Consider the following 20,247-nt stretch of genomic DNA (forward strand, 5'->3'; position numbering starts at 1 on the left):
AGGCCGCGATGACGTATGCGAATGTTCTGGTCTCGCTGGATCCAGGAGAGGCCGCCTCCGACCGAGTGAAACTCGCCGCCAACCTCGCCCGCAAGTTCCGGAGCAGGCTGACCGGCATCGCGGCGCGGGAGGTTCCCTATCCGCTCCTCGTCACCGACGTGCACGATGCCGAGATCCGGTTCGAGGCGAACGCCCAACTCGTTCGGGCGGAGCTGGGGAGCATGCGCGCCCGCTTCGAGCGTCACGCGGGGAGCGGCCTTCGCCTCGCTTGGCACCAGGCTGCGTGGGATCCTCAGACGTACATGGTGCGCTACGCGCGCAGTGCCGACCTCCTGGTGGTGAGCCGCCGCGGCGAAAACGACCCCGATCCCGGCGCGCTCGGCGTCGCGCCGGGGCCGCTTGTCCTGCAGGTCGGCCGGCCCGTGCTCGTCGCGCCGCCGGGCGTTACCAGCGCGCCGGGCTCTCGCATCGTGGTCGCCTGGAAGGACACTGTCGAGGCGCGCCGGGCGGTCTCCGCAGCGCTCGGCTTCATCGGCCAGGCCGATCAGGTGCTCGTCGTCAGCGTGCGCGACGGCGGCTTCGACGAGGGCACGGAGGAGGTCGCCGCGCATCTCGGCAGCCATGGCGCGCGCGCCACGGCGCACCTGCTGTCCCGGACGGGCGAGCGCGTGGCCGATGCCATCCTGGATTTCGCGCGAGAGAACGAGGCCGACCTGATTGTGAGCGGGGCCTACGGCCACGCGCGGCTGGCTGAGTGGATCTTCGGTGGCGTGACGCGAAACCTCCTGCTGTCGGCGCCGGTCTGCTGCCTCCTGTCCCACTGACCTTGCGGCGGCGGAGAGGCTGCCGGACGACGCGGACGCGAAGGAGAACGGTATGATGCGCGCGGGCCTTGTCAGCCTCTTCGCCTTCTTCGCGGCGGTCTCAGTCTGGCCGGCCCTCGCCGCATCGGCCCGCGATGCGAAGGCCGAACGGGGCCTGTACTTTGCGCTGGTGCACTGCGCGCGCTGCCACGCAGTCGATCGCTCGGGGAGGAGCCGCCTGCGCGCGGCACCCCCATTCCGCGACCTCGCCGGGCGGGTCCCGGTCGACGATCTCGCCGACGTCCTGGTCGAGGGCGTCGCGTATCGGCACCCCGCCATGCCGGAGTTCCGCCTCGAACCGGACGAAGCCTCGGATCTGACCGCTTATCTCAAGTCCCTCCGGCGCTGAGGGCGGCATCGGATTGCACGCGCCACCGACCTCATCGCCGGGCTTCTGCCCGGAAAACAGGCTCTCGCGCGGAAAACAGGCTCTCGCGCGGAAAACAGGCTCTCGCGCGGAAAACAGGCTCTCGCGCGGAAAACAGGCTCTCGCGCGGAAAACAGGCTCTCGCGCGGGAGAGTGCCGCACCTTTCGCATGCGGGACCGCGGCCGGCATGATGACGGCCCTGGCCGCGCAGAGCACCCTCGGCCTCGCGAACAGGATCTGGACGCTCCGCGTCGTGGTCCGCGTGATCGCGGCGGCCTGGGCCAATGCCCCCTCCAGCGAGACCGAGGCTGCCGTAGCGCCCCGGTGAACGGGAGTGCCGCGAGGGGGACAATCGAGCCCTCGCCCGCAGGATCCCGGCGTCACGCCGCGTCCGGGCAGGCGAAAACCTGCCGGGCCACGGCCAGCGCGGCGCTCAGGTCGTCACGATCGGTCCCGTAGCGGCGCCAGAGGGCGTCGAGCCACCGAGGCGGCGCGTCGCCGACCGCGCCGACCTCCGCGGCCGCGACGTGGTACATGCCATCGAGCGTCTCGATGCCGTAGCCGGTCACGGCCCATTGCCGGCCCTGCCAATATACGGGCTCCGTCAGGGATGAGTTCATCGTCGTCCTCCTCAAGCGACGCTGTCCGAGATCTCGCGCGGTCGCAGCTATCGGCGCGGACCCGCTCATCGGTCACGCCCAGCCGGCCACACAGCCTCGCCTCGATATCCGCAGCGGCCTGATTCTCCGAAGGCGCCTGGACTGCGTATCTCGACGGGAGAATGCAGGGGTGGTGCCCGGTATCATCCGAGACGATCTTGCGAATTCGGAGGCGATGATGCGTATGCGATCAGGCCCATGGCGAGTGCCGGAGATCGTGCTCGCGCGGGCGCGGCACGGCCTTGATCCAGCGCAAGGCGGATAGGGAGACCGGCACCGCTCCGCTCTCAGCCTGCCGGGGCCGCGGGGCCGCCCCGCATGGCCGCGATCTCGTTCGCGAAGCGGCCAAGCAGGGCGGCCCGGCGCAGCTTTCGGGTCGGCGTGACGAGGCCGGCCTCGACGGTCCAGGGCGTGCGCTGGAGGCGGACGTCCTTCACGCGGGCGGCGCGGGGACAGCCCTCCAGCGCCGCGGCGATCCGCGCCAGCGCGGCCTGCCGCGCGGCCGGGCGGTCGAGCGCGTCCTCGGCCTCCGGATCGAGACCGAGACGGCGCGCGAGCGGCGCCCACGCGGCTTCATCAACGACGGCCAGAACCGTGAGGCGCGACTGGCCTTCTCCCACCGCCATGGCCTGCCGGAACAGGGGATCGCGCGTGATCGCGGCCTCGACGGCCTCGGGCGAGACCTTCTCGCCGGTCGACAGGACGATCATCTCCTTCTTTCGGCCGGCGACGTAGAGGCACCCGCCTCGCAGGACGCCGAGGTCGCCGGTGTACAGCCAGCCGCCGTGCAGGACTTGCGCCGTCAGATCCGGGCGGCGCCAGTACCCGATCATCACGCCCGGCGAGCGCACGAGGATCTCGCCCGTGTCGGCGATGCGCACCTCCATCCCGGGCAGGGGCGGACCGACGGAGCCCGGCACCGTCCGGCCGACCTGAAATCCGGTGACCGCCGAGGCCGCCTCGGTCAGGCCATAGCCTTCGACGAGGGGCAGGCCGAGGCCGAGGCAGAAGCGCGCCGTCTCGTCCGGAAGCGGGGCCCCGCCCGAGACCGCGAGCCGCAGGCGGCCGCCGAGCGAGCGGCGGATCGGCGCCGCCGCGACGGCGCGCAGCAGGGCGCCCGCGGCGGTGCGGGCGAGGCCGAGCCGGCAGCCGTCGCGGCGGGCGGCGAAAAGGTCCCAGCCGCGTGCGAGCGCGGCGCGCAGGAGCCAGCGCGTCGGCGCCGTCCTCGCGGCCCTCTCGGTGACGGTCCGGCGCAGGCGGTCGAGGAGGCTCGGCACCACGAGCAGGATGGTCGGGCGCGCGACGCGGAGGTCGTCCGGCAGGTGCTCGACCGAGCGTGCGAACACGACGCGCGCCCCGAGGATCAGCGGCAGGTAGCAGCCGACCACCCGTTCGAAGACGTGCGCGAGCGGGAGGTAGGAGAGGAAGACGTCCCGGTCCGACCCCGGGTTGCGGTCGAGCACCGCCTGCGCCACCGACAGGAGGTTGCGGTGGGAGAGCATCACTCCCTTCGGCAATCCCGTCGTCCCGGACGTGTAGATGATGGTCGCCAGAGCGTCGGGATCGAGGGGCACGCGGGGCGGCAGGGACCCGCGCGCCTTCGCGAGCCACGCCCCGAGGCCGCGCAGGCGCGGATCCGCGGTACCGGACGCCCCGGCCTCCTCGATCACGATGACGCGTCGCACCGTGCCGAGCGCGCCCGCGCAGGAGCGGAGGCCGTGCCACTCCTCCGCGCGGCGCGCGACCACGACGCGGGCGCCCGAATCCGTCAGCAGGGCGGCCGTGGTCGCCCGCGCGTCGTCGGAGAACAGAGTCACCACCACGAGGCCGAGCGAGAGCGCGGCCTGGTCGAAGGCCACCCACTCGACGCCGTTCGGCAGCCAGAGCGCGACCCGGTCGCCGGCCGTCAGGCCCTCGCGGGAGAGCGCGGCGGCCCGCGCGGCGACGCGCGCGGCCAGTTCGGCCCAGCTGACGCTCGCGAAGCGGCCCGCGTCGGGATCGTACGCGACGTAAGCCGTCGCCGCGGGGCGGCGGGCCGCGTGCGCCTGCAGCAGGGCCGGGATCGTGCCCGCCTCGGCCCCGGGCGGCCGGGGCGAGGGATCGGATGTGGCGAGGACAGGGGGCATGGCTCAGGCCGTGGGCGGTGCGGAGGGAATCACGGACTCGTCGGCCAGATCCGGTTCGCCGCACCGCGCCAGGATTGCCGCGCGCGCCCGGTCGCGCAGGCGGATGGCGGCGTGGAAGTCGCTGCCGTCGGGTGCGATCGGCTCGCCGAACTGCACCCCGACGGCGCCGCGGCGCGGGAACCACTGGTCGGCGCGCAGCAGCGACCGGGTGCCGGTGATCGCGACCGGCACGACCGGGATGTCGGCCCGGCACGCATCCAGGAAGGCGCCGAGATGGAAGCCGAGGAGGCCCGGGTTCCGGGTGAAGGTACCCTCCGGGAAGGCGACCAGCTGCTCGCCCGCCCGGACGCGCGCAAGGACCTGCTGCGTCTCCGCGACGCCTTCGGCGGTGCCGCGATGCACGAAGGCCGTTCCCAGCCGCCGCAGGAAGGGTCCGGCGACGCGCTGGCGCGCCAGTTCGTGCTTGGCGAGGAAGACCGGTGTCCCGGGCAGGACGGCGGCCAGAACGGCCGCGTCGAGATAGCTCGCGTGGTTCGCCACCACGATGGCGGCACGCGCCATCGGCCTGCCCTCGACGGCGAGGGGTGTCCCGGTGAGGCGGAAGAAGGCGCGCGATCCCGCGCGCAGCGCGGCGTAGCGCCACGTGCGGTTCGGGAGGACGAGGACGAGGAGCCACAGGACGGCGCCGAGCCCCCCGAGCACGCCCCACCACAGGGCCGCGTAGCACGCGTCCGACCAGAGGCGGCCGATCCGGCGCAGCCGCGCCGCGATGCCGGCGACGGCGAGCCCCGCGAGCTGCGCCCGGAGAGCGGGCTGCGCCCGGCCGAGTTCGCCCGCCTCGTAGAGCGCCCGCGCCGCCGCGCGCCGGATCTTCCCGCTCGACGTCTTGGGGACCGAGTGGGGCGCGCACAGCAGGATCTCGTCGGGGGGCTGATCGAGCACCGCCCCGGCGGCCCGGGCGAGGGCGCGGCGCAGGTCCGCCAGGGCCGGCGCGTCCGTCAGCCGCGTCTCGGCGGCGAGGATCAGCCGCTCCGTCCCGGTCTTCGGGTCGGGGCAGGCGAAGGCCGCGACGCAGCCCTTCCGCACCCCCTCGACCGCGCCCGCGGCCTCTTCGAGTTCGTGCGGATGGATCTTCCGTCCCGCCCGGATGACGATGTCCTTGGTGCGCCCCGTGACGTAGACGTCGCCGCCCGCCATGTAGGCGAGGTCGCCGCTCTCCAGCCAGTCTCCGGCGAACAGGACGCGCGTGGCCTCTGGCTTGCGGAAGTAGCCGGCCGTGGCGGACGGCCCCCTGAACTGGAGGCGGCCCTCCCGCCGCTCGGGCAGTTCGCGTCCGGCCTCGTCCACGATGCGGATCTGGTGGCCGCGCAACGGGCGCCCGCAGGCCGCGAAGGCGGTCGACCCCGCCTCGCCGGGCGGGGCGGGGCGCGCGGTTCCCTCGCGCGACAGCGCCGCGCGGTCGATCCAGTCGATGCGCGGCCCCCGTCCGAGCGGCGGGAAGGCCAGTCCGACCGCACATTCGGCGAGGCCGTAGACCGGGGTGAGGGCGGAGGCCTGCAGGCCGAAGGCGCCGAAGCGCCGGGCGAACCGCGCCAGGGTGTCGGGGCTCACCGGCTCGGCGCCGTTGGTGAGGACGCGCAGGGAGCCGAGGTCGAGTCCCGCGACATCCTCGTCGCGCAGGCTCTTGAGGCAGAGCTCGTAGGCGAAGTTCGGAGCGGCGGAGATCGTCCCGCGGTGCCGGTGGATCGCCCACAGCCAGCTTCCGGGATCGGCCAGGAAGGCCAGGGGCGGCAGGATCACGGCGGGCGCGCCGAAGTAGAGGCTTCCCAGCCAGCAGCCGATCAGCCCCATGTCGTGGTAGAGCGGCAGCCAGCTCACCACGACGTCCGCCGAGGAGGCGCCGAGCGCCTCGCCCATGGCGCGGACATTGGCGAGCAGGTTGGCGTGCGTCAGCGTCACGCCCTTCGGATCGCCGGTGCTGCCGGAGGTGTACTGGATCAGCGCGAGGCTCGCGCCCGTCGCCGGCACGGGCTCGGCCAGGGGCTCCGCGTCGGCGAGGTCCGCCGCGGTCGTCAGCACCCGCAATCCCTCGACGCGGTCCGGCAGCAGCCGGGCGAAGGGCGCGACCGCCGAATCGGTGATCAGGATCCCGGGGGCGGCATTCGTCAGGATGCCGGCTTGGCGCTCGAGGTGGTCCTGGACCTGGGCGCGCCGGAACGGCGGATAGAGCGGCACCGGGACGCCGCCCGCGAGAAGGCAGCCGAAGAAAGCCGGGAAGAAGTCGGGTCCGGTCGGCAGCATGATGGCGACCCGGTCGCCGGGTGCGAGGCCGTGGCCGAGCAAGCCGGCCGCGACGCGGCGCGCCCGCCGGTCGAGGTCCGCGTAGGTGAGGACGGTCTCGGCGTCGGGCCCCTCACGAAGGCGCAGGTGGGGCCGGTCCGGATGGTGGCGGACGTGGAAGGCGAGCACCTCGGGCCAAGTCTCGGCCCGGTGCGGCTCGGATGCCGGGGGGAGGGCCTCGGTGCGGGACGGCACGGCCCCCGGACGGGGCGCCGCACCGGCGGACCGGAGGGCCGCGAGCAGGTCGTCCGGCGTGGAGGCCTCGCCGATGAGCCGCTCCGGCAGCAGGATCCGGAAGCGGCGCGAGAGGCGCAGCAGGAGCTCCGCGCGGCCGAGGCTGTCGAGGCCGAGATCCCGCTCGAGGTCGCTGTCGAGGTCCACGGCCGGGGAGCGGCGGCGCTCAGGATGCAGTTCGAGCAGGAGAGACCGGATCACCTCGAGGACGTCCGCCGCGGTCGGCTCGCGATGCCGCTCGGCCGGATCGCCCGCCTGAGGGGTTACGTTCTGCAAGGCGACTTCCGGCAAGGCGACCTCCGGCAAGACGACTCCCGCACGACCTCCCGCACGACTTCCCGCCGCCCGTGCGCGCCGGCCCGGGGCTTCCGGCCCGCGGAACAGGGGTACCATCCGCCCGCGAGGCCGCGTTGATCTGGCGCAACGGGCGGTCGCGACGTCGTGCCTCGCTGGGACCGCGCCTCGCCGCCGGCTCGGCAGGCCCGTGTCGACGGCCGCCAAGCTGCTGATCCAGGCCGGTGCGGCCGAGCCGGATGCCGGCGCCGATGAGGGAGCATCCGAGGAGGCGAGCCGGACGCGATGGGCCCGCCGACCTGAAAGCTGACGCACTGACGCGAAACGCGCGGGATCACGGACCTGATCCGCGTCCCTGCCCCGGTTGCGGCGCGCGTCCCCCGGCCCCGCGCCGTGGCGGCCGCGATCTCCGGCCGCGGGCGAGCGCCCAGGGCTGGCCAATCCTCTCGCCGAAGCCGTGTCCGCGAGGCGTTTGATCGGGATCAAAGGCGGGCGCGCGGACGGGAATATGCTGCCACTGGGCGAGATCGGTCGCCCGATGGCGCCGGCGGCAAGAGGAGTGCCAGCCCGCCTGGCCGAACAACAGGGGAGCGTGCCATGAAGCGGCTCGTCATCGTCTCCGCAGCAATCGCCTCCGCCCTGGTCCTGTCCGGAACCGGCGCGGACGCCCGTTCGTTCGGGGGCGGCTTTCACGGCGGCGGCTTTCACGGCGGCGGCTTTCACGGCGGCGGTTTCCGCGGCGGCTTCGGCGGTGCGGGATTTCGCGGTGGCGGCGTCGGCGCCGGGCGTTTCGGCCCGGTCGGCGGCTATCGCGGGGTAGCGATCGGGGGCTTCCGCGGACCCTATGGCGGCGTCGGTCGCTTCGGCTACGGCCGCGTTGGCTGGGGTCCCGGATTCGGCTACCGTTACGGCCGCTGGTACCCCGGATACGGCTATCGGTACGGCGCCTATCGCCGCTGGTATCCCGGCTGGGGCTACGGCTTGGCTGGACTAGGGCTCGCCGCCGGCTACGCCCTGAGCGGATTTCCCTACGACGGCGGCTGCGGTCCCTACGCCTATTTCGACGCGTATTACGGCGTCTGCCGCCCGATCGGGTATTGGGGATGGGCCTACTGAGCAGGGCGGTGCACCGCGGGTCTGCCGAGGCTCTCGTGCTTGCACCCTGTCCTCCGCCGGATCGGTGCCCCCTTCGGCGAAGGAGGCCCGGATTCGGCCCGCTCCGGCTGGCGAGGGCCGACAGCCGCAGCGACCGATCCGGGGCGGGCAGTCCGGCGCCGCGTCGCCGGGGAGGCCGCGCTGTCGGCCCGCAGAGGCAACAGGAAGGCATGCCATGACTGGATCGGAGCGGTTGCGCATCCCCCATGGCGGCTGCGTCGTGGTCGGAGACGGGCGCAAAGTCCTGGTTCTGCGGAACCTCGGCCACCCTCTCGCGCCGGACCTCCACGTCGAGGAGGTGTTCCGCGCGCCCCCCAATCCGACAACCCGCGAGCAAGGCTGCGACAAGCCGCCGAGGGTCGTGCAGGACGGACGCCGCAGCGCGATCGCGCAGACGGACTGGCACGATCTCGGCGAGCACCGCTTCGTCGAGGCGGTCGTCTCGGGGTTGGAGCGGATGGGAACCCGGATCACCGCGCTGGCGCTCGTCGCGCCGCCGCGAACCCTCGCCGACCTGCGGCAGGGCCTGCCGGACCGGCTCCGACAGGCCGTCTTCGCCGAGGTCGACAAGGACCTCACGAAGCATACCGTGCCCGAGATCCAGCACCTTCTCTGCGGGATGCCCGGCTGAGCGGCCGGCGGATCGGCGAGCAGGGCGGACGGGCGGCCGGAGGCGAGCATGGGCCCACGCGTCTTTCACGATCGCACCGATGCGGGGCGGGTGCTCGCGGGCCGGCTCGCCACCTACGAGGGCCGGCCGGACGTCGTCGTCCTGGCGCTCCCGCGCGGCGGCGTTCCGGTCGCCGCGGAGGTCGCCCGGGCGCTCCGCGTGCCCTTCGACGTGTTCGTGGTGCGAAAGCTGGGCGTTCCCGGCAACGAGGAACTCGCGATGGGCGCGATCGCGAGTGGCGGCGTCCGCGTTCTCAACGCCGACGTCGTCGCCTCCTTGAAAATCCCGCCTTACGCCATCGACGCGGCCTGCGCGCGCGAGGCGGAGGAGCTGCGGCGGCGCGAGCGGGCCTACCGGGGCGGCCGGCCGGTCGTGGCGCTGCGCGGTCTCACGGTGATCCTCGTCGACGATGGCTTGGCCACCGGCGCGACCATGCAGGCGGCGATCGAGGCCGTCCGGCAGCTCCATCCGGCGCGGATCGTCGTGGCGGTGCCGACCGGGTCGCGCGACACCGTCGTGCGGCTGGAGAGGGAGGCCGACGCGGTCGTCTGCGCCGACATGCCCGAGCCGTTCTGGGCCGTGGGCGCCGCCTACGAGGATTTCTCGCAGACGAGCGACGACGAGGTGCGGCGGCTTCTCGGCCGGTCCGCCGAGGTGCAGCCCGTGGCCGGCGCTCCCGAACCGGACCCGGCGCTCGTGGAAACCCTGCGCGCGGCCGCCATCCCGCTGAGCGGAGGCGCGCACGACTACGATGCGCTCCTCGACCTCGTCGGCGCGACGACGTTCGCCCTCCTGGGAGAAGCCACGCACGGCACGCACGAATTCTACCGGGAGCGGGCGGAGATCACCAAGCGGCTGATCCGGGAGAAGGGCTTCACGGCCGTCGCGATCGAGGCCGACTGGCCGGATGCGTGGCGGGTCAACCGCTACGTGCGCGCCGACAGCGAGGACCTCGATGCCGTCGAGGCCCTCGCCGGCTTCCGGCGCTTCCCGACCTGGATGTGGCGCAACACCGAGATGGTCGCCTTCGTCGAGTGGCTGCGCGCCCACAACCTGGCACTCCCTCCGGGTGCGCAGAGGGTGGGCCTCTACGGCATCGATCTCTACAGCCTGCGCGCCTCAATGAAGGCGGTGCTGGGCTTCCTCGAGACCGTCGATCCGGCCGCCGCCGCCCAGGCCCGCGCCCGCTACGCCTGCTTCGACCGCTTCGGCCCGGACGGCCAGACCTACGGCTTGATAACCGGCCTGAAGCTCGCGCCCTCCTGCCAGGACCAAGCGGTCGCGCAGCTCGCGGCGCTGCAGCGCCGGGCCGCCGACAGCCTCGCATGGGCCGGCAGCCCCGACCCCGAGGAGCTGTTCAGCGCCGGGCAGAACGCCCGCGTGGTCCGGAACGCGGAGGAATACTACCGCACGATGTTCCTGCGCGAGGTCTCGTCCTGGAACCTGCGCGACAGCCACATGGCCGAATGCGTGGCGGCCCTCGTCTCCCATCTCGGCCGGGACCGGAGCGCCCCGAAGATCGCGATCTGGGCCCATAACTCGCACCTCGGCGACGCGCGGGCGACGGAGATGAGCGCGCGCGGCGAACTCAACCTCGGCCAGATCCTGCGGGAACGCCACGGGGCCGAGGTCGTGCGGGTCGGCTTCACCACCTACGCGGGCAGCGTCACCGCCGCATCGGACTGGGGCGCCCCCGTCGAGCGCAAGCGCGTCCGCCCGGCCCTGCCCGACAGCTACGAGGCGCTGTTCCACGCGCTCGGCCTCGGCCGCTTCTGCCTTCCCCTCGCGCCGGGGTCTCCGGCCGCGCGGGCCCTGGGGCCGGCGCGGAGCGAGCGCGCCATCGGCGTGGTCTATCGCCCGGACACCGAGCGGCAGAGCCACTATGTCAGGGCTCACCTTCCGGACCAGTTCGACGTCGTGCTGCATTTCGACGAGACGCGCGCGGTCACGCCGCTGGAGACGACACCCCTGTGGGAGGACGGCGAAGTGCCCGAGACCTTCCCGGCAGGATTGTGACGGCCCGGCAACGAGGGAGACCGGCCTCGCACTCGACGAGGCGGCTCCGAGCCGCATGACCTGCGCGAGGGACCTCGCTTGGACCTGGGCGCCACGCACCTTTTCGAGGAGACGACCGCGCTCGCGCGGGACTGGCTCGAGCGGTTTCTGCGCGCCGATGGGACCTGAGGAGCACGCTATGATGACGAACGGCCCGCCGGGGATCTCGCTGCAGACGCTCGACCGCCTCCTCGCCCATCTCTCGGTCGGCGAGCAGGTCATGATCGACCGCGCTGCCTACGACCGGATCTTCGGCACGAACGACGTCGCCAGTCGGCGATTGCTGCATTTCGGCAAGGGCCACGGCTGCGACGCGGCGGTGCTCGACCATGCCGTCGTGTTCACGAAGAGGAGCAAGGTCGGCGCCTGAGACGGGGCATGCGCCGTGCATCTCCCGCAGCAGGAGGGGGGGCGAGGGCGCCCGGGGCGGCATTCAGCCCGTCCCGGCAGGGGCGGTGGCGAGAATGCGGCGGAGGGCGGCCGTCGCCGACGCTACCGGGCCCGCTCGAGCGTCTCGCCCATGCGCCGCTCGGCCCGCGCCGTGGCGGCGCAGCGCTCCAGCCGGGTTCGGAGGCCAGGAAGCGTCTCCTCGATACCGGCCATCGCGAGGTCCGCACGAAACCGGCCGATCAGGTCCTCGTCCGATGCGACAACGGCCGCGTCGCAGAAGCCGCTGATGTATTTCTCCGCCAGCGTGCCTGTCAGCCCCATGCGCTCGCAGGCCCAGGCAGCCATGAGCCGGTTTCGGCGCGACCGGACGTGAAATCGCACATCCTCCTCGTGCGCGAACCGCTGTTCGAACGCCCGCTTGCGTTCCTTGAACAGTGTTGGCATGGCTCAGTCTCCAGGATGGAAGTGAGGACGCCCTCGACGGCCTGGATTCTGTGCCGTGAAAGCGGCCGCCACCTTGCGGCAGATCAAGCACCCGTAGACGGCAGGGCATGCCCGTTCCGCCAGCCTGCGCGTCGCCGCGCCGCCGATTCCGGTGCCGTCATCAGCGACGCGCTGCGGGTGTTGGCGGACGGCGCGGCGTGACGGCCGTCGAGGCGGCACTTGCGCCTGCTTCGCCCTTTTGGGGTGCCGGGACGGCGCCCCGCCCTCAATCGGCGGCGCGGCGGCGTTCGCCGGTCCGCGCCAAGGCACCCGCATTTTCCTCCGGCTCAAACCTCAGAACCATCGTATCAGCTTTAGATTTACAGTTTCAAACTGGAATCTCGATATCGTGATCGCTCGAAACGACGTATCGTTTGTGATGAAAGTAGATCGGCATACTAGATCCGCTCTCGATCGTCGCTCGGAAAACCCGGGCGTCACGATCGATGGTGATCAGGAGAGACCGGCCTCTCCATTGAAGGCGGAATGCGAGGCTGCGCCAGGACGCCGGCAGGCGCGGGTGGAAGGCCGGCCCGTCGTCGCGCAGGGACAGCCCGGCGATCCCGAAGATCGCGATCAGCCACACCCCCCCGAGAGCCGCGACGTGAATGCCGCCGCTGATCGCCACATGCGTATCCGCAAGATCGATCGCTGCACTCTGGTGGAAGTAGTGCAGCGCTGTCTCGGGGCGGCCGAGGCGTGCGGCGGCGAGACCGTGCATGGCCCGGCTCAGCGAACTCCCGTGCCCGCAGCGCGGTTCGTAATGGTCGAAATTCGCCTCGGCCTCCCGCGCGGAAAAGACCTCTGGCAGCAGCGCCAGAAGCGCGACGACGTCGGCCTGCTTGATGACCTGCGTCCGTTGCGTCCGTTCGCGCCCGAGGACCACATCCATCGGGACCGAGCGCCCCGCATAGGCCGCGAGGTCAATCTCTTCCAACGCCGAGAAGCCGGCGAACTGCTCGAATAGCCCCGTCTGCGGGTCGTAACCGGTCGCGATCGTCCGCGCCACCTCGCTCCACTGGCTCAGTTCCTCAGCGTCGAGGGCGAGCCGCCCCGACAGGCCATCCCAGTTTTCCGGCCACCTCTCCCGAAGCAATGCCGCGACATCGAGGCCGCGCTCAATGGTCCAGCGGGCCATGATGTTGGTGAAGGCGTTGTCGTCCACGTCCTCATGGTACTCGTCGGGCCCGATCACGCCGCGGATGTGGCGGCTGCCATCCGGATCCGCTTCGGCCCGACTGGCCCAGAACCGCGCCGTCTCCAGGATGATCTCGGCGCCGGCCTCGCGCAGGAAGGCCTCGTCGGCCGTCGCCTGCCAGTACTGCCACACCGCATAGGCGACATCGGCGCTGATGTGCTGCTCCTGGCTGCCGCACCGGATGTCGAGGATCTTGCGATCCGGGCCGACACTCTGCCGGGGCGTGACCTCCGCGCCGGTATCGGCGGATTCCCAGGCGTAGAGCGCACCCCGCCAGCCCATCCGGGCGGCCTTGGCGCGCGCCGCGTCCAGGGTTCGGAAGCGATACATCAGGAGCGTGCGCGCCGCCTCCGGCCACGTCAGGGTGTAGAAGGGCAGCAGGAAGATCTCGGTATCCCAGAAGACGTGGCCACGGTAGTCGTCGCCCGTGAGGGCGCGGGCCGCGACGGAGACCTGCGGGTCGTCCGGGTTCACCGCCCCGTTCAGGTGGAAGACGGCGAAGCGCAGGGCGGCCTGCGCGCCCTCGTCGCCCTCCACCCGCACGTCGCTGCGGCGCCAGCGCTCGGCCCAGGCCGCCTCGTGGCGGGCGATGAGGCCTTGCCAGCCGAGCGTGCGTGCGGCAGCCAGCTCCCTGCGGGCCCGGGCGCCCGAATGGACATCGGTGCCGTGGTGGCGCGTCACCGCGACGACGCGCCTGAAGCTCACCACCTGCCCCGGCTGCGCCGTCCAGCTCCAGGTCCAGATCAGATCGCCCCGCGCCACGGGCTGGCGCTCCACGCCGTCGATCTCCAGCGAGGCCGCCGCCGCGATGGCGAGGCTTCGGCCGGACCGCCACGTGCGCCACGCTTTCAGGTCGAGTTCCGCCCGCTCTGGCGCGAGTTCGAAATCCGTCGGCCCGAACGCGGCTTCGAGCGTGAGATCGCTGACCCCGCTCTCGATCCGGAGTTCGATCACCTGCATCCCGACCGCGCGCGCATCCAGCGAGACGAGGCGCAGGGAGCGCAGGCAGACGTCGAGCGGGGCATTGCAGGTCTGGCGTGCTTCCATGAAGAGCAGCCCGCGGTGCATGTCCAAGGTCAGGGCACGGGAGGACCGGTCCGGGCAGCGCATCAGCGGGCCGTCCGGCAGGAGGATGCGGACCTGCGTCCAGTCGGGAGCCGGGACGAGTTCCGGCACCGCGCTGTCCGGAGTGGGGGTATCGAACAGCCCGGCCACGTAGGTGCGCGGCGGGATGGCCCGGCAGGCGCCGAGATGGGTCGCCAAGCCTCCCCGCAAGCCGAGAAAGCCGTTGCTGACCGCGAACCGCGTCTCGAAGGTGCTCTCCCGCAGGAGTTCGTATCCCGTCTCGCGCAGGAGCCAGGACGGATCGTCGCCGGGGAGCACGGCCTGCGCCGGCGTGTCGGTCACCGTCATGATGCGTCTCCCGAAGGGCGGTCCAGGGCGAGGTCGGCGATACGGATCTCGTCGAAGCTCGCCACCACGCGGTCTGCCCCGGCCGCCCACAATCCGGCCGCATCGCCGAGCCGCGCGATGCCGATGGCGGTCATGCGGCCGGCCCGGGCCGCCCGGATTCCCGCCGGGGCATCCTCCGCGACGAAGCAGCGGGCCGGCTCGACCCCCAGTTCGGCGGCGGCGAGCAGGAAGATCTCCGGGTCGGGCTTGCCGTGTCGCAGGGCGCGGCCGCAGACGCGCGCCGCGAACGCGTCGAGCAGCGTGCGGTCCTCCCTCAGCGGAACCATGCGCATCATCCTCTCGGCATTCTTCGAGGACGAGGCTGCCGCCATGGGCCATCCCCGCTCGGCAAGGACCCGGACGAAGCGGAGCGCGTCCGGAAAGGCGGTGACGCCCTCGGCCGCGATGATCCTGTCGAGGCAGTGCTGCTTGGCATCGGCGTAGGCCCCTGCGAGGCCTTGCACGTCGGGCAGACCCAAGGCGGAAAGGGCCGCACGGGCTCCATCGAGCCGCGGCTTGCCGGCGACGTGGGCCTGGTACAGGGCGGTGGTGAAGCGGTCAGGATCTGCCAGCCCGTCGAGCGCCTCACGCCAGGCGCGTTCGTGCGGGGAGGCCAGCAGAACCCCATCCACGTCGAAGATGAAAGCGCGAGGATCGGTCGGCGCACGGGTCTCGAACGCCATCATGAGCGGCACCATTCTGACCTCCCCCCGACCCGGCGGCGTGTCATGCGGATCAGCCGTTTCCTGACCTCGCCGAGGAAAACAGAGCTGGCGACGGCCGTACAGAGCATCCAGTCGCCGCCGCTCAAGCTCGCGGTCGAGAAAGCCCGCTGGAGCACGGGACCGTCGATGGCACCGGCCTGGAGCAGAAGCGACGGTGACCAGCCCCCACTGGGTGGCCCGGTTGGAATGTTAGTGGACCGTCACGCAGGCTTCGCCCCGCGCCTCTAGCCCGCGCGGAGCCCCTGCGGGAGGCGCCGCCCAGCCTCACCGGCGCCTGCATCCTGACCGACGTCCACGGGCCCGGGATCGGGGGGCTCCACCTCCTGCGCCGGGTGCAGGCCGTCGGCAGCCCGCGGCCGGTCATCGTGGGACGGGCAGCGGCGACGTGCCGGTCGCGGCCGAGGCGATGCGGCTCGGCGCCGGGGACTTCATCGAGAAGCCGTTCGACGACGAGATCCCGCTGCGGGCCGTGCGCGCCGCCCTCACGTCCGGAAGTCCACCTCCGACCGCCGACCCGACGCTGCGGGCGTTCGCGCGCCCCGTCGAGGGACTGAGCGGGCGGGAGCGGCAGGTGCTCACGCCCCTCGTGGCGGGCCGCACGGCCAAGGAGACCGGCCGGGCCCTCGCCATCCGCCCGCGGGCGGCAGCGGCTTACCAAGCCGAGAGCATGGAGAAGAGGCAGGCCGGCCGCCTGTCCGAGCTGGTGCGCCGGGCCGTTCTGAGCGGGCTGGAGCGAGCCTTGAGAGACATCAATTTGGAGTCAGGGTTGGGCCGGTAGATTGCCCCTTGCGGACGGGGAGGATGGCCCAATCCGGCCCCAGACCCCAGACCCCAGACCGCAGGATCAGGAGCTGGTCATGCCCATCTTCATCGCGGACGATGATCCTGCTGTCCTGAGCTCCCTGCAGTTCCTGCTCGAGAGCGAGGGCTACGCGGTCGCGGCTTTCGGCAGCGGGGCGGCGTTGCTCTCGGCCTTCCCCGGCCCGGCGCCGGGCTGCGTGATCCTGGACGTCATGATGCCTGGCCTGAGCGGGCTCGATGTGCTGCGCCGGCTGCGTGAGCTGGACGTGCACGCGCCGATCCTCCTGACCACCGGCCATCCGGACCCGAGCATCCGCGAGCGGGCGCGGGAGGCCGGGGTCCCCCTGCTCGAGAAGGGGCTCTCGTCGGAAGCGCTGCTCGCGGTTCTGGCGCGCACGCGCGAGGTGGGCTCTGCCTGAGAGGGCCATTCCCGGAGCCTGCCCGCCCAGAAACCCTGCGGACACGGCGACGTGCGGATCGGTCCAAGGCGCACGCTGGACGGTTCGCCTCCTCGTCCATCGGGAGTTCCATCGCTTTGAAGGCTGCCGAGAAAGCCCCAACCTGAGGAAACCTGAGCATGCCCCAACCTAGTCACCTTAGTTCGGCTTCTTGCCGGTCTGGAGGCATGCTGGAGCGCAAGGAATGCGCGGCGTTGCTCGCAGCCATCACGACGGAGTGGACATACATAGAAGACAGGCTTGTCGATGTGCTTGCGTCTGTATTTGGTGGGCACGCCGTATCTGACGACTGGAGTGTAGGTCTAAATTACAGTCGGTTTGCAAATATATCCATACAATCGCTCAGAGACATAAAAGCCAGAGTAAAGATGGTAGATGACGTACTGGCCGAGTTGATAAGGGATGACGCAGTCATAAAGTCTTGGAAAATATTGCATAGCGAATGCTGTTCATGTGCCGAGCAAAGGAATGAGGTCGTTCATTGTAAGTGGTACTATGCGGATGAACTGCCGGACGCGCTGCTGATGCGCGACGAACGAACCGGCAAATTTCTCGAATGGAGGGAGGCAGACTTCAGGGTCATCCTAGACAGACTGATTGCATGCAGAGAGCAAGCGTGGATGTTCGTGCAGGCATTGTTGGAAGGGCAAAGAGCAGCCGGCACCGCACCGCACCAGTGCTGAGCAGGGGGAGACGCCGATGAGTAAGACTCTGCGACCAAATTTGCTTCGTGCCTGATGTCTCGATTGGGGCAGCCGCTTCATTAAAACGATTGCAGATTCTGACCGCAAGCATTTTGCCAAAAACTGATCGAGAGTGAAGACTTCGAGATGATTCGCTTCCGGAATTTTGGCCATTACCGCCGGGACAGCCGACCGTCATGGGAAAACGGACCTTCCGGAATCTCGTGAATCGCGCCTTCGGCTTCTGCCGTGAGACAGCTTGCGCCAAGCTTTCTCAGGCCGGTTCGGGCGCGCTTTGCTTGCGAGCCTGCGGCGATGCAAGACCCAGCAGCCGGGCGATCTCTGGCCCGGATCCATCCTCCAGCAGGTCCGCCAGCGTGTAGCCGTCGAGCACCGCCAGAAACGCGGCCAGGGCCTCCCCGAGCGCACGCCGGAGCCGGCAAGAGGCCGTGATGGCGCAGGCGCTGCTCGCGAAGCACTCGACCAACGCCAGATCCTCCTCGGTCTGGCGCACCACCGCGCCGACCACGATCTCAGAAGGCGGCTTGCCGAGACGAAGTCCGCCGCCCCGTCCCCGCGTCGTGCGGATCAGCCCCAGGCGCCCGAGCTGATGCACCACCTTGGTCAGGTGGTTCTCCGAGATGCCGTACGCCCGCGCGATCTCGGCGATCGAACTCTGCTGCGGCTCTCGCAGGCCGAGATAGATCAAGGTGCGCAGCGCGTAGTCGGTGTAGCGGGTCAGGTGCATGAGGGCTCCGGGACGGAGATAAGGTATATCACGCTTGCATCTTTCCGGCCAGCTGGGTAGAAGGTGCGCCGTCAATGCACCTTTGAGAATCGCTGATGCCGACCCCGCTCACCCCCGCCACCGTTGCTCTCGTCAAGGCCACCGTGCCCGCCCTCGAGGCGCACGGATTGGACATCACCCGGCGCATGTACGAGCGCCTGTTCAAGAACCCCGAGATCCGCGATCTCTTCAACCAGTCGCATCACGGCGAAACCGGCTCTCAGCCCAAGGCCCTGGCGCAGGCCGTGCTGGCCTATGCGCGCAACATCGACAATCTCGGCGTACTCGGCGGAGCGGTGGAGCGCATCGCCCAGAAGCACGTCGCGCTCAACATCCTTCCGGAACACTATCCTCACGTGGCCGACGCGCTGCTGGGCGCCATCGGGGACGTGCTCGGCGCGGCGGCGACGCCGGAGATCTGCGCGGCCTGGGGCGAGGCCTACTGGTTCCTGGCCGAGCTCCTGATCGGGCGTGAGGCCGCGATCTACCGGGAGCTGGCGGCGAAGCCCGGCGGCTGGAACGGCTGGCGCGACTTCGTGATCGAGAGCGTCACGCCGGAGAGCGAGATCATCCGCTCGTTCGTTCTCGTGCCGGCCGATGGCGGGCCAGTGGTGCGGCACGAGCCCGGTCAGTACCTCGGATTCCTGTTCGACCTGCCGGGTCACGGCGTGCTCAAGCGCAACTACTCGATCTCCTGCGCGCCGAACGACCGGGCCTACCGCATCACCGTCAAGCGCGAGGGCCGACCGGAGGAGCCGGCGGGCATCGTCTCGAACTGGCTGCACGACGAGGCCGCGCCCGGAACGGTGCTGCGCGCGGCGCCGCCGGCGGGCGACTTCTTCCTCGACCGGACGTCCGTGGGTCCGGTCGTGCTTGTCAGCGGCGGGGTCGGGCTCACGCCGATGGTGAGCATGCTGGAGACGATCGCCAGGAGCACGCCCAAACGCCCGACCTGGTACGTTCACGGCGCCCAGAACGGGCGCGTGCACGCGATGCGGGATCAGGTCCGGGAGCTCACGGCCGGCAACGAGAACCTTCGCCTGCACACCTTCTACGCGGAGCCCGCGGCGGAGGACCGGCCAGGGGAGCACTACGACGGGCAGGGGCTGATCACCGCGGAGTGGCTGGTGCGGCAGACGCCGCACGAGGCGGCGACCTACTACCTGTGCGGTCCCAAGCCGTTCCTGAGCGCCCTGGTGAACGGATTGCGGCGCCAGGGCGTTCCGGCCGAGCGGATCCGGTTCGAGTTCTTCGGCCCGGCCGACGAGCTGCTGGAGCAGCAGGCGGCCTGAATGCGACGGCGCCGTCCCCGCAGCAGGGCGGCGCCCATTCCTGAGCAGCATGCGCACGAGGTTCGCGCGCATTGCCGAGACCGCCCTGGCCGAGACCGCCCTGGCCGAGGCGGCGGGCGTGGCCGCCGCGTTCGACCGCCATCGTCCCATTCGGGTCCAGAAATGGTCAGCATCGTCGCCCGCGTCGTGTGCGCAGGCCCTCATTCAGGAAGGCGAGGAGATCTCCCTGATCTTCGCCAGCCTCAGAATGGCCCGCTGCCCGAGTTCCTGCAGCCGCACGAGGCTGTCCTCGTCGCTGCTCGTCTCCGCCGCCTGCAGGTAGGCGTCGGCCAGCGCTTCGGCCAAGGCCTCGATTGAGCGTGTCGCGGGACGTGCCACGTCGAGCTGCAGCGGCCGGGCCAGCGCGCCGAGCGCTTCGGTTTCCTGGGCCAGCGCGTCCGAGCCGCCCTGACGCAGCATCGCGGCGAGCGCCGCCTCCAGATCGGCGGCGCTGCTCCTGGCGGCGGGCCCCGCCCCCGCCTGCCGCATGGCGTGAAAGGCCCGGCGCCGTTCGCGCCGAAACGTCGTCACGTGCTCCAGCTCCTCCCGGGCCATGGCTTCCGCCGCCCGGCGCACCTCCTCGCTGCGGGTCTGCGCGGCGACATACGCCCAGAAGGCGAAGGCCCGCTCCTCGTTGCGGACCGCGATCGTCAGCACGCGATAGGGCGTGAGCAGCCGCGACCCGGCGATTTCGGCAGCATCCTCACGCTCGAATGTCGGCGGCGGCGGCCATCGCAGATCCTGCGAATCGGGTCCGCGCCCCTCGGCCGCCTGCGACCAATGGGAGATATGGGCGGCGTGCCCGCTCTCCTCCCCGGCGATGCGTGCGAAAGTGTCGGCGAGATCGGGTCGCCCCTGCTTGCGCATCAGGTCCGCAAATTCTGCATAGCTGCGCGCCGCCTCGCTCTCCATCAGGTGGGCGAGCGCGAAGAAGCTCTTCAGATTTTCGATACGACCGGCAGGCTCGGCTTTGAGGGTGGGCATGGTCGTCTTGCTCCCTATTTGTCGAATTCTGAATCAAAATCGAGCTGACGTCGAGCTGGCGCACGCAGTATCGGAAAGCTTGATCTAGCGCAAAGACCGATGCAGAATGAAGTGGTTTTCTGGCCATACCGCCCGATCAGCCTCCCGATTCGGCGGGATTGTGACGATGAGCCGGTGCCTATGCCGTGTTT

Annotated in this window: 19 protein-coding genes; 11 read left to right on the top strand and 8 right to left on the bottom strand. The window is 71.0% G+C overall.

The features are described 5' to 3' along the window. The first annotated feature begins 8 nt into the window (after positions 1 to 8). The 3 genes from MET2598_RS0109340 to MET2598_RS42100 all read left to right on the top strand — a co-directional run bounded on the left by MET2598_RS0109340 (position 9) and on the right by MET2598_RS42100 (position 1,559). A complete protein-coding gene (locus MET2598_RS0109340; protein ID WP_012332703.1) occupies positions 9 to 824 on the top strand; it encodes a universal stress protein in 816 nt (271 codons plus the stop codon). Between the two features lie 52 nt (positions 825 to 876). Then, the gene (locus tag MET2598_RS0109345) at positions 877 to 1,212 is read left to right on the top strand and encodes a c-type cytochrome (RefSeq protein ID WP_018260642.1); all 336 of its coding nucleotides are present in this window, start codon (positions 877 to 879) and stop codon (positions 1,210 to 1,212) included. Positions 1,213 to 1,418: 206 nt separating this feature from the next. After that, positions 1,419 to 1,559: a hypothetical protein gene (locus MET2598_RS42100; RefSeq protein ID WP_012332701.1), complete on the top strand. Its 141-nt coding sequence runs from the start codon at positions 1,419 to 1,421 to the stop codon at positions 1,557 to 1,559. A gap of 52 nt (positions 1,560 to 1,611) precedes the next feature. On the opposite strand, the gene MET2598_RS0109355 is transcribed toward MET2598_RS42100, so the two are convergent. The 3 genes from MET2598_RS0109355 to MET2598_RS0109365 form a co-directional block, all read right to left on the bottom strand. Next, positions 1,612 to 1,851, bottom strand: a complete 240-nt coding sequence (locus MET2598_RS0109355; protein ID WP_012332700.1) for a hypothetical protein — start codon at positions 1,849 to 1,851, stop codon at positions 1,612 to 1,614. Positions 1,852 to 2,177: 326 nt separating this feature from the next. Further along, on the bottom strand, positions 2,178 to 4,016 hold the full coding sequence (locus MET2598_RS0109360) for an AMP-dependent synthetase/ligase (protein ID WP_012332699.1): 1,839 nt from the start codon (positions 4,014 to 4,016) through the stop codon (positions 2,178 to 2,180). A gap of 3 nt (positions 4,017 to 4,019) precedes the next feature. Further along, entirely contained in the window at positions 4,020 to 6,896 is a 2,877-nt protein-coding gene (locus tag MET2598_RS0109365) for an AMP-binding protein (RefSeq protein WP_018260643.1), read from the bottom strand. Between the two features lie 585 nt (positions 6,897 to 7,481). Between MET2598_RS0109365 and MET2598_RS0109370 the strand changes: the two genes are divergently transcribed. The 4 genes from MET2598_RS0109370 to MET2598_RS0109390 all read left to right on the top strand — a co-directional run bounded on the left by MET2598_RS0109370 (position 7,482) and on the right by MET2598_RS0109390 (position 11,134). Beyond that, positions 7,482 to 8,000, top strand: a complete 519-nt coding sequence (locus tag MET2598_RS0109370) for a hypothetical protein (RefSeq protein WP_018260644.1) — start codon at positions 7,482 to 7,484, stop codon at positions 7,998 to 8,000. 214 nt (positions 8,001 to 8,214) lie between these two features. Next, complete coding sequence (locus tag MET2598_RS0109375; protein ID WP_026190615.1) at positions 8,215 to 8,670, top strand: host attachment protein; 456 nt, start codon at positions 8,215 to 8,217, stop codon at positions 8,668 to 8,670. A 48-nt stretch (positions 8,671 to 8,718) separates the two neighbouring features. After that, entirely contained in the window at positions 8,719 to 10,725 is a 2,007-nt protein-coding gene (locus MET2598_RS0109380; RefSeq protein ID WP_018260646.1) for an erythromycin esterase family protein, read from the top strand. Positions 10,726 to 10,903: 178 nt separating this feature from the next. Continuing rightward, positions 10,904 to 11,134: a hypothetical protein gene (locus MET2598_RS0109390; RefSeq protein WP_018260648.1), complete on the top strand. Its 231-nt coding sequence runs from the start codon at positions 10,904 to 10,906 to the stop codon at positions 11,132 to 11,134. Between the two features lie 122 nt (positions 11,135 to 11,256). On the opposite strand, the gene MET2598_RS0109395 is transcribed toward MET2598_RS0109390, so the two are convergent. The 3 genes from MET2598_RS0109395 to MET2598_RS0109405 all read right to left on the bottom strand — a co-directional run bounded on the left by MET2598_RS0109395 (position 11,257) and on the right by MET2598_RS0109405 (position 14,985). Further along, positions 11,257 to 11,598 carry a DUF1476 domain-containing protein gene (locus tag MET2598_RS0109395; RefSeq protein ID WP_012332693.1) on the bottom strand — a complete coding sequence of 114 codons (342 nt, stop codon included), beginning with the start codon at positions 11,596 to 11,598 and terminating at the stop codon, positions 11,257 to 11,259. A gap of 367 nt (positions 11,599 to 11,965) precedes the next feature. Next, positions 11,966 to 14,248 (bottom strand): glycoside hydrolase family 65 protein, encoded by a 2,283-nt coding sequence (locus MET2598_RS0109400; RefSeq protein ID WP_018260649.1) that lies wholly within the window; start codon positions 14,246 to 14,248, stop codon positions 11,966 to 11,968. Then, positions 14,245 to 14,985, bottom strand: coding sequence for an HAD family hydrolase (locus MET2598_RS0109405; RefSeq protein WP_018260650.1), 741 nt, complete (start codon positions 14,983 to 14,985; stop codon positions 14,245 to 14,247). The genes MET2598_RS0109400 and MET2598_RS0109405 overlap by 4 nt, the downstream gene beginning before the upstream one ends. Positions 14,986 to 15,397: 412 nt before the next feature. On the opposite strand from MET2598_RS0109405, the gene MET2598_RS42700 reads away from it, so the two are divergent. The 3 genes from MET2598_RS42700 (at position 15,398) to MET2598_RS40890 (ending at position 16,954) form a co-directional block, all read left to right on the top strand. Continuing rightward, positions 15,398 to 15,790 (top strand): LuxR C-terminal-related transcriptional regulator, encoded by a 393-nt coding sequence (locus tag MET2598_RS42700; protein WP_018260651.1) that lies wholly within the window; start codon positions 15,398 to 15,400, stop codon positions 15,788 to 15,790. A 79-nt stretch (positions 15,791 to 15,869) separates the two neighbouring features. Continuing rightward, positions 15,870 to 16,232, top strand: coding sequence for a response regulator transcription factor (locus MET2598_RS0109415; RefSeq protein ID WP_012332656.1), 363 nt, complete (start codon positions 15,870 to 15,872; stop codon positions 16,230 to 16,232). Between the two features lie 206 nt (positions 16,233 to 16,438). Continuing rightward, on the top strand, positions 16,439 to 16,954 hold the full coding sequence (locus MET2598_RS40890; RefSeq protein WP_157182114.1) for a hypothetical protein: 516 nt from the start codon (positions 16,439 to 16,441) through the stop codon (positions 16,952 to 16,954). Positions 16,955 to 17,228: 274 nt separating this feature from the next. Here the strand turns inward: MET2598_RS40890 and MET2598_RS0109420 are convergent, their stop codons facing one another. Beyond that, on the bottom strand, positions 17,229 to 17,702 hold the full coding sequence (locus tag MET2598_RS0109420; protein WP_012332690.1) for an Rrf2 family transcriptional regulator: 474 nt from the start codon (positions 17,700 to 17,702) through the stop codon (positions 17,229 to 17,231). Positions 17,703 to 17,797: 95 nt separating this feature from the next. Between MET2598_RS0109420 and hmpA the strand changes: the two genes are divergently transcribed. Beyond that, a complete protein-coding gene (hmpA, locus tag MET2598_RS0109425) occupies positions 17,798 to 19,033 on the top strand; it encodes an NO-inducible flavohemoprotein (RefSeq protein ID WP_012332689.1) in 1,236 nt (411 codons plus the stop codon). A 204-nt stretch (positions 19,034 to 19,237) separates the two neighbouring features. Here hmpA and MET2598_RS0109430 read toward each other — a convergent pair whose 3' ends face one another. Then, positions 19,238 to 20,056, bottom strand: a complete 819-nt coding sequence (locus MET2598_RS0109430) for a ferritin-like domain-containing protein (protein WP_012332688.1) — start codon at positions 20,054 to 20,056, stop codon at positions 19,238 to 19,240. Between the last annotated feature and the right edge of the window lie 191 nt (positions 20,057 to 20,247).

Origin of the sequence: Methylobacterium sp. WSM2598 (assembly GCF_000379105.1) — a bacterium.
Lineage (GTDB): Bacteria > Pseudomonadota > Alphaproteobacteria > Rhizobiales > Beijerinckiaceae > Methylobacterium.

Bases quoted from the DNA above. Each gene is read 5' to 3' on its own strand.
- MET2598_RS0109340 (WP_012332703.1), top strand. From the start codon at position 9: ATGACGTATGCGAATGTTCTGGTCTCGCTGGATCCAGGAGAGGCCGCC.
- MET2598_RS0109345 (WP_018260642.1), top strand. From the start codon at position 877: ATGATGCGCGCGGGCCTTGTCAGCCTCTTCGCCTTCTTCGCGGCGGTC.
- MET2598_RS42100 (WP_012332701.1), top strand. From the start codon at position 1,419: ATGATGACGGCCCTGGCCGCGCAGAGCACCCTCGGCCTCGCGAACAGG.
- MET2598_RS0109355 (WP_012332700.1), bottom strand. From the start codon at position 1,851: ATGAACTCATCCCTGACGGAGCCCGTATATTGGCAGGGCCGGCAATGG.
- MET2598_RS0109360 (WP_012332699.1), bottom strand. From the start codon at position 4,016: ATGCCCCCTGTCCTCGCCACATCCGATCCCTCGCCCCGGCCGCCCGGG.
- MET2598_RS0109370 (WP_018260644.1), top strand. From the start codon at position 7,482: ATGAAGCGGCTCGTCATCGTCTCCGCAGCAATCGCCTCCGCCCTGGTC.
- MET2598_RS0109375 (WP_026190615.1), top strand. From the start codon at position 8,215: ATGACTGGATCGGAGCGGTTGCGCATCCCCCATGGCGGCTGCGTCGTG.
- MET2598_RS0109380 (WP_018260646.1), top strand. From the start codon at position 8,719: ATGGGCCCACGCGTCTTTCACGATCGCACCGATGCGGGGCGGGTGCTC.
- MET2598_RS0109390 (WP_018260648.1), top strand. From the start codon at position 10,904: ATGATGACGAACGGCCCGCCGGGGATCTCGCTGCAGACGCTCGACCGC.
- MET2598_RS0109395 (WP_012332693.1), bottom strand. From the start codon at position 11,598: ATGCCAACACTGTTCAAGGAACGCAAGCGGGCGTTCGAACAGCGGTTC.
- MET2598_RS0109400 (WP_018260649.1), bottom strand. From the start codon at position 14,248: ATGACGGTGACCGACACGCCGGCGCAGGCCGTGCTCCCCGGCGACGAT.
- MET2598_RS0109405 (WP_018260650.1), bottom strand. From the start codon at position 14,985: ATGGTGCCGCTCATGATGGCGTTCGAGACCCGTGCGCCGACCGATCCT.
- MET2598_RS0109415 (WP_012332656.1), top strand. From the start codon at position 15,870: ATGCCCATCTTCATCGCGGACGATGATCCTGCTGTCCTGAGCTCCCTG.
- MET2598_RS40890 (WP_157182114.1), top strand. From the start codon at position 16,439: ATGCTGGAGCGCAAGGAATGCGCGGCGTTGCTCGCAGCCATCACGACG.
- MET2598_RS0109420 (WP_012332690.1), bottom strand. From the start codon at position 17,702: ATGCACCTGACCCGCTACACCGACTACGCGCTGCGCACCTTGATCTAT.
- hmpA (WP_012332689.1), top strand. From the start codon at position 17,798: ATGCCGACCCCGCTCACCCCCGCCACCGTTGCTCTCGTCAAGGCCACC.
- MET2598_RS0109430 (WP_012332688.1), bottom strand. From the start codon at position 20,056: ATGCCCACCCTCAAAGCCGAGCCTGCCGGTCGTATCGAAAATCTGAAG.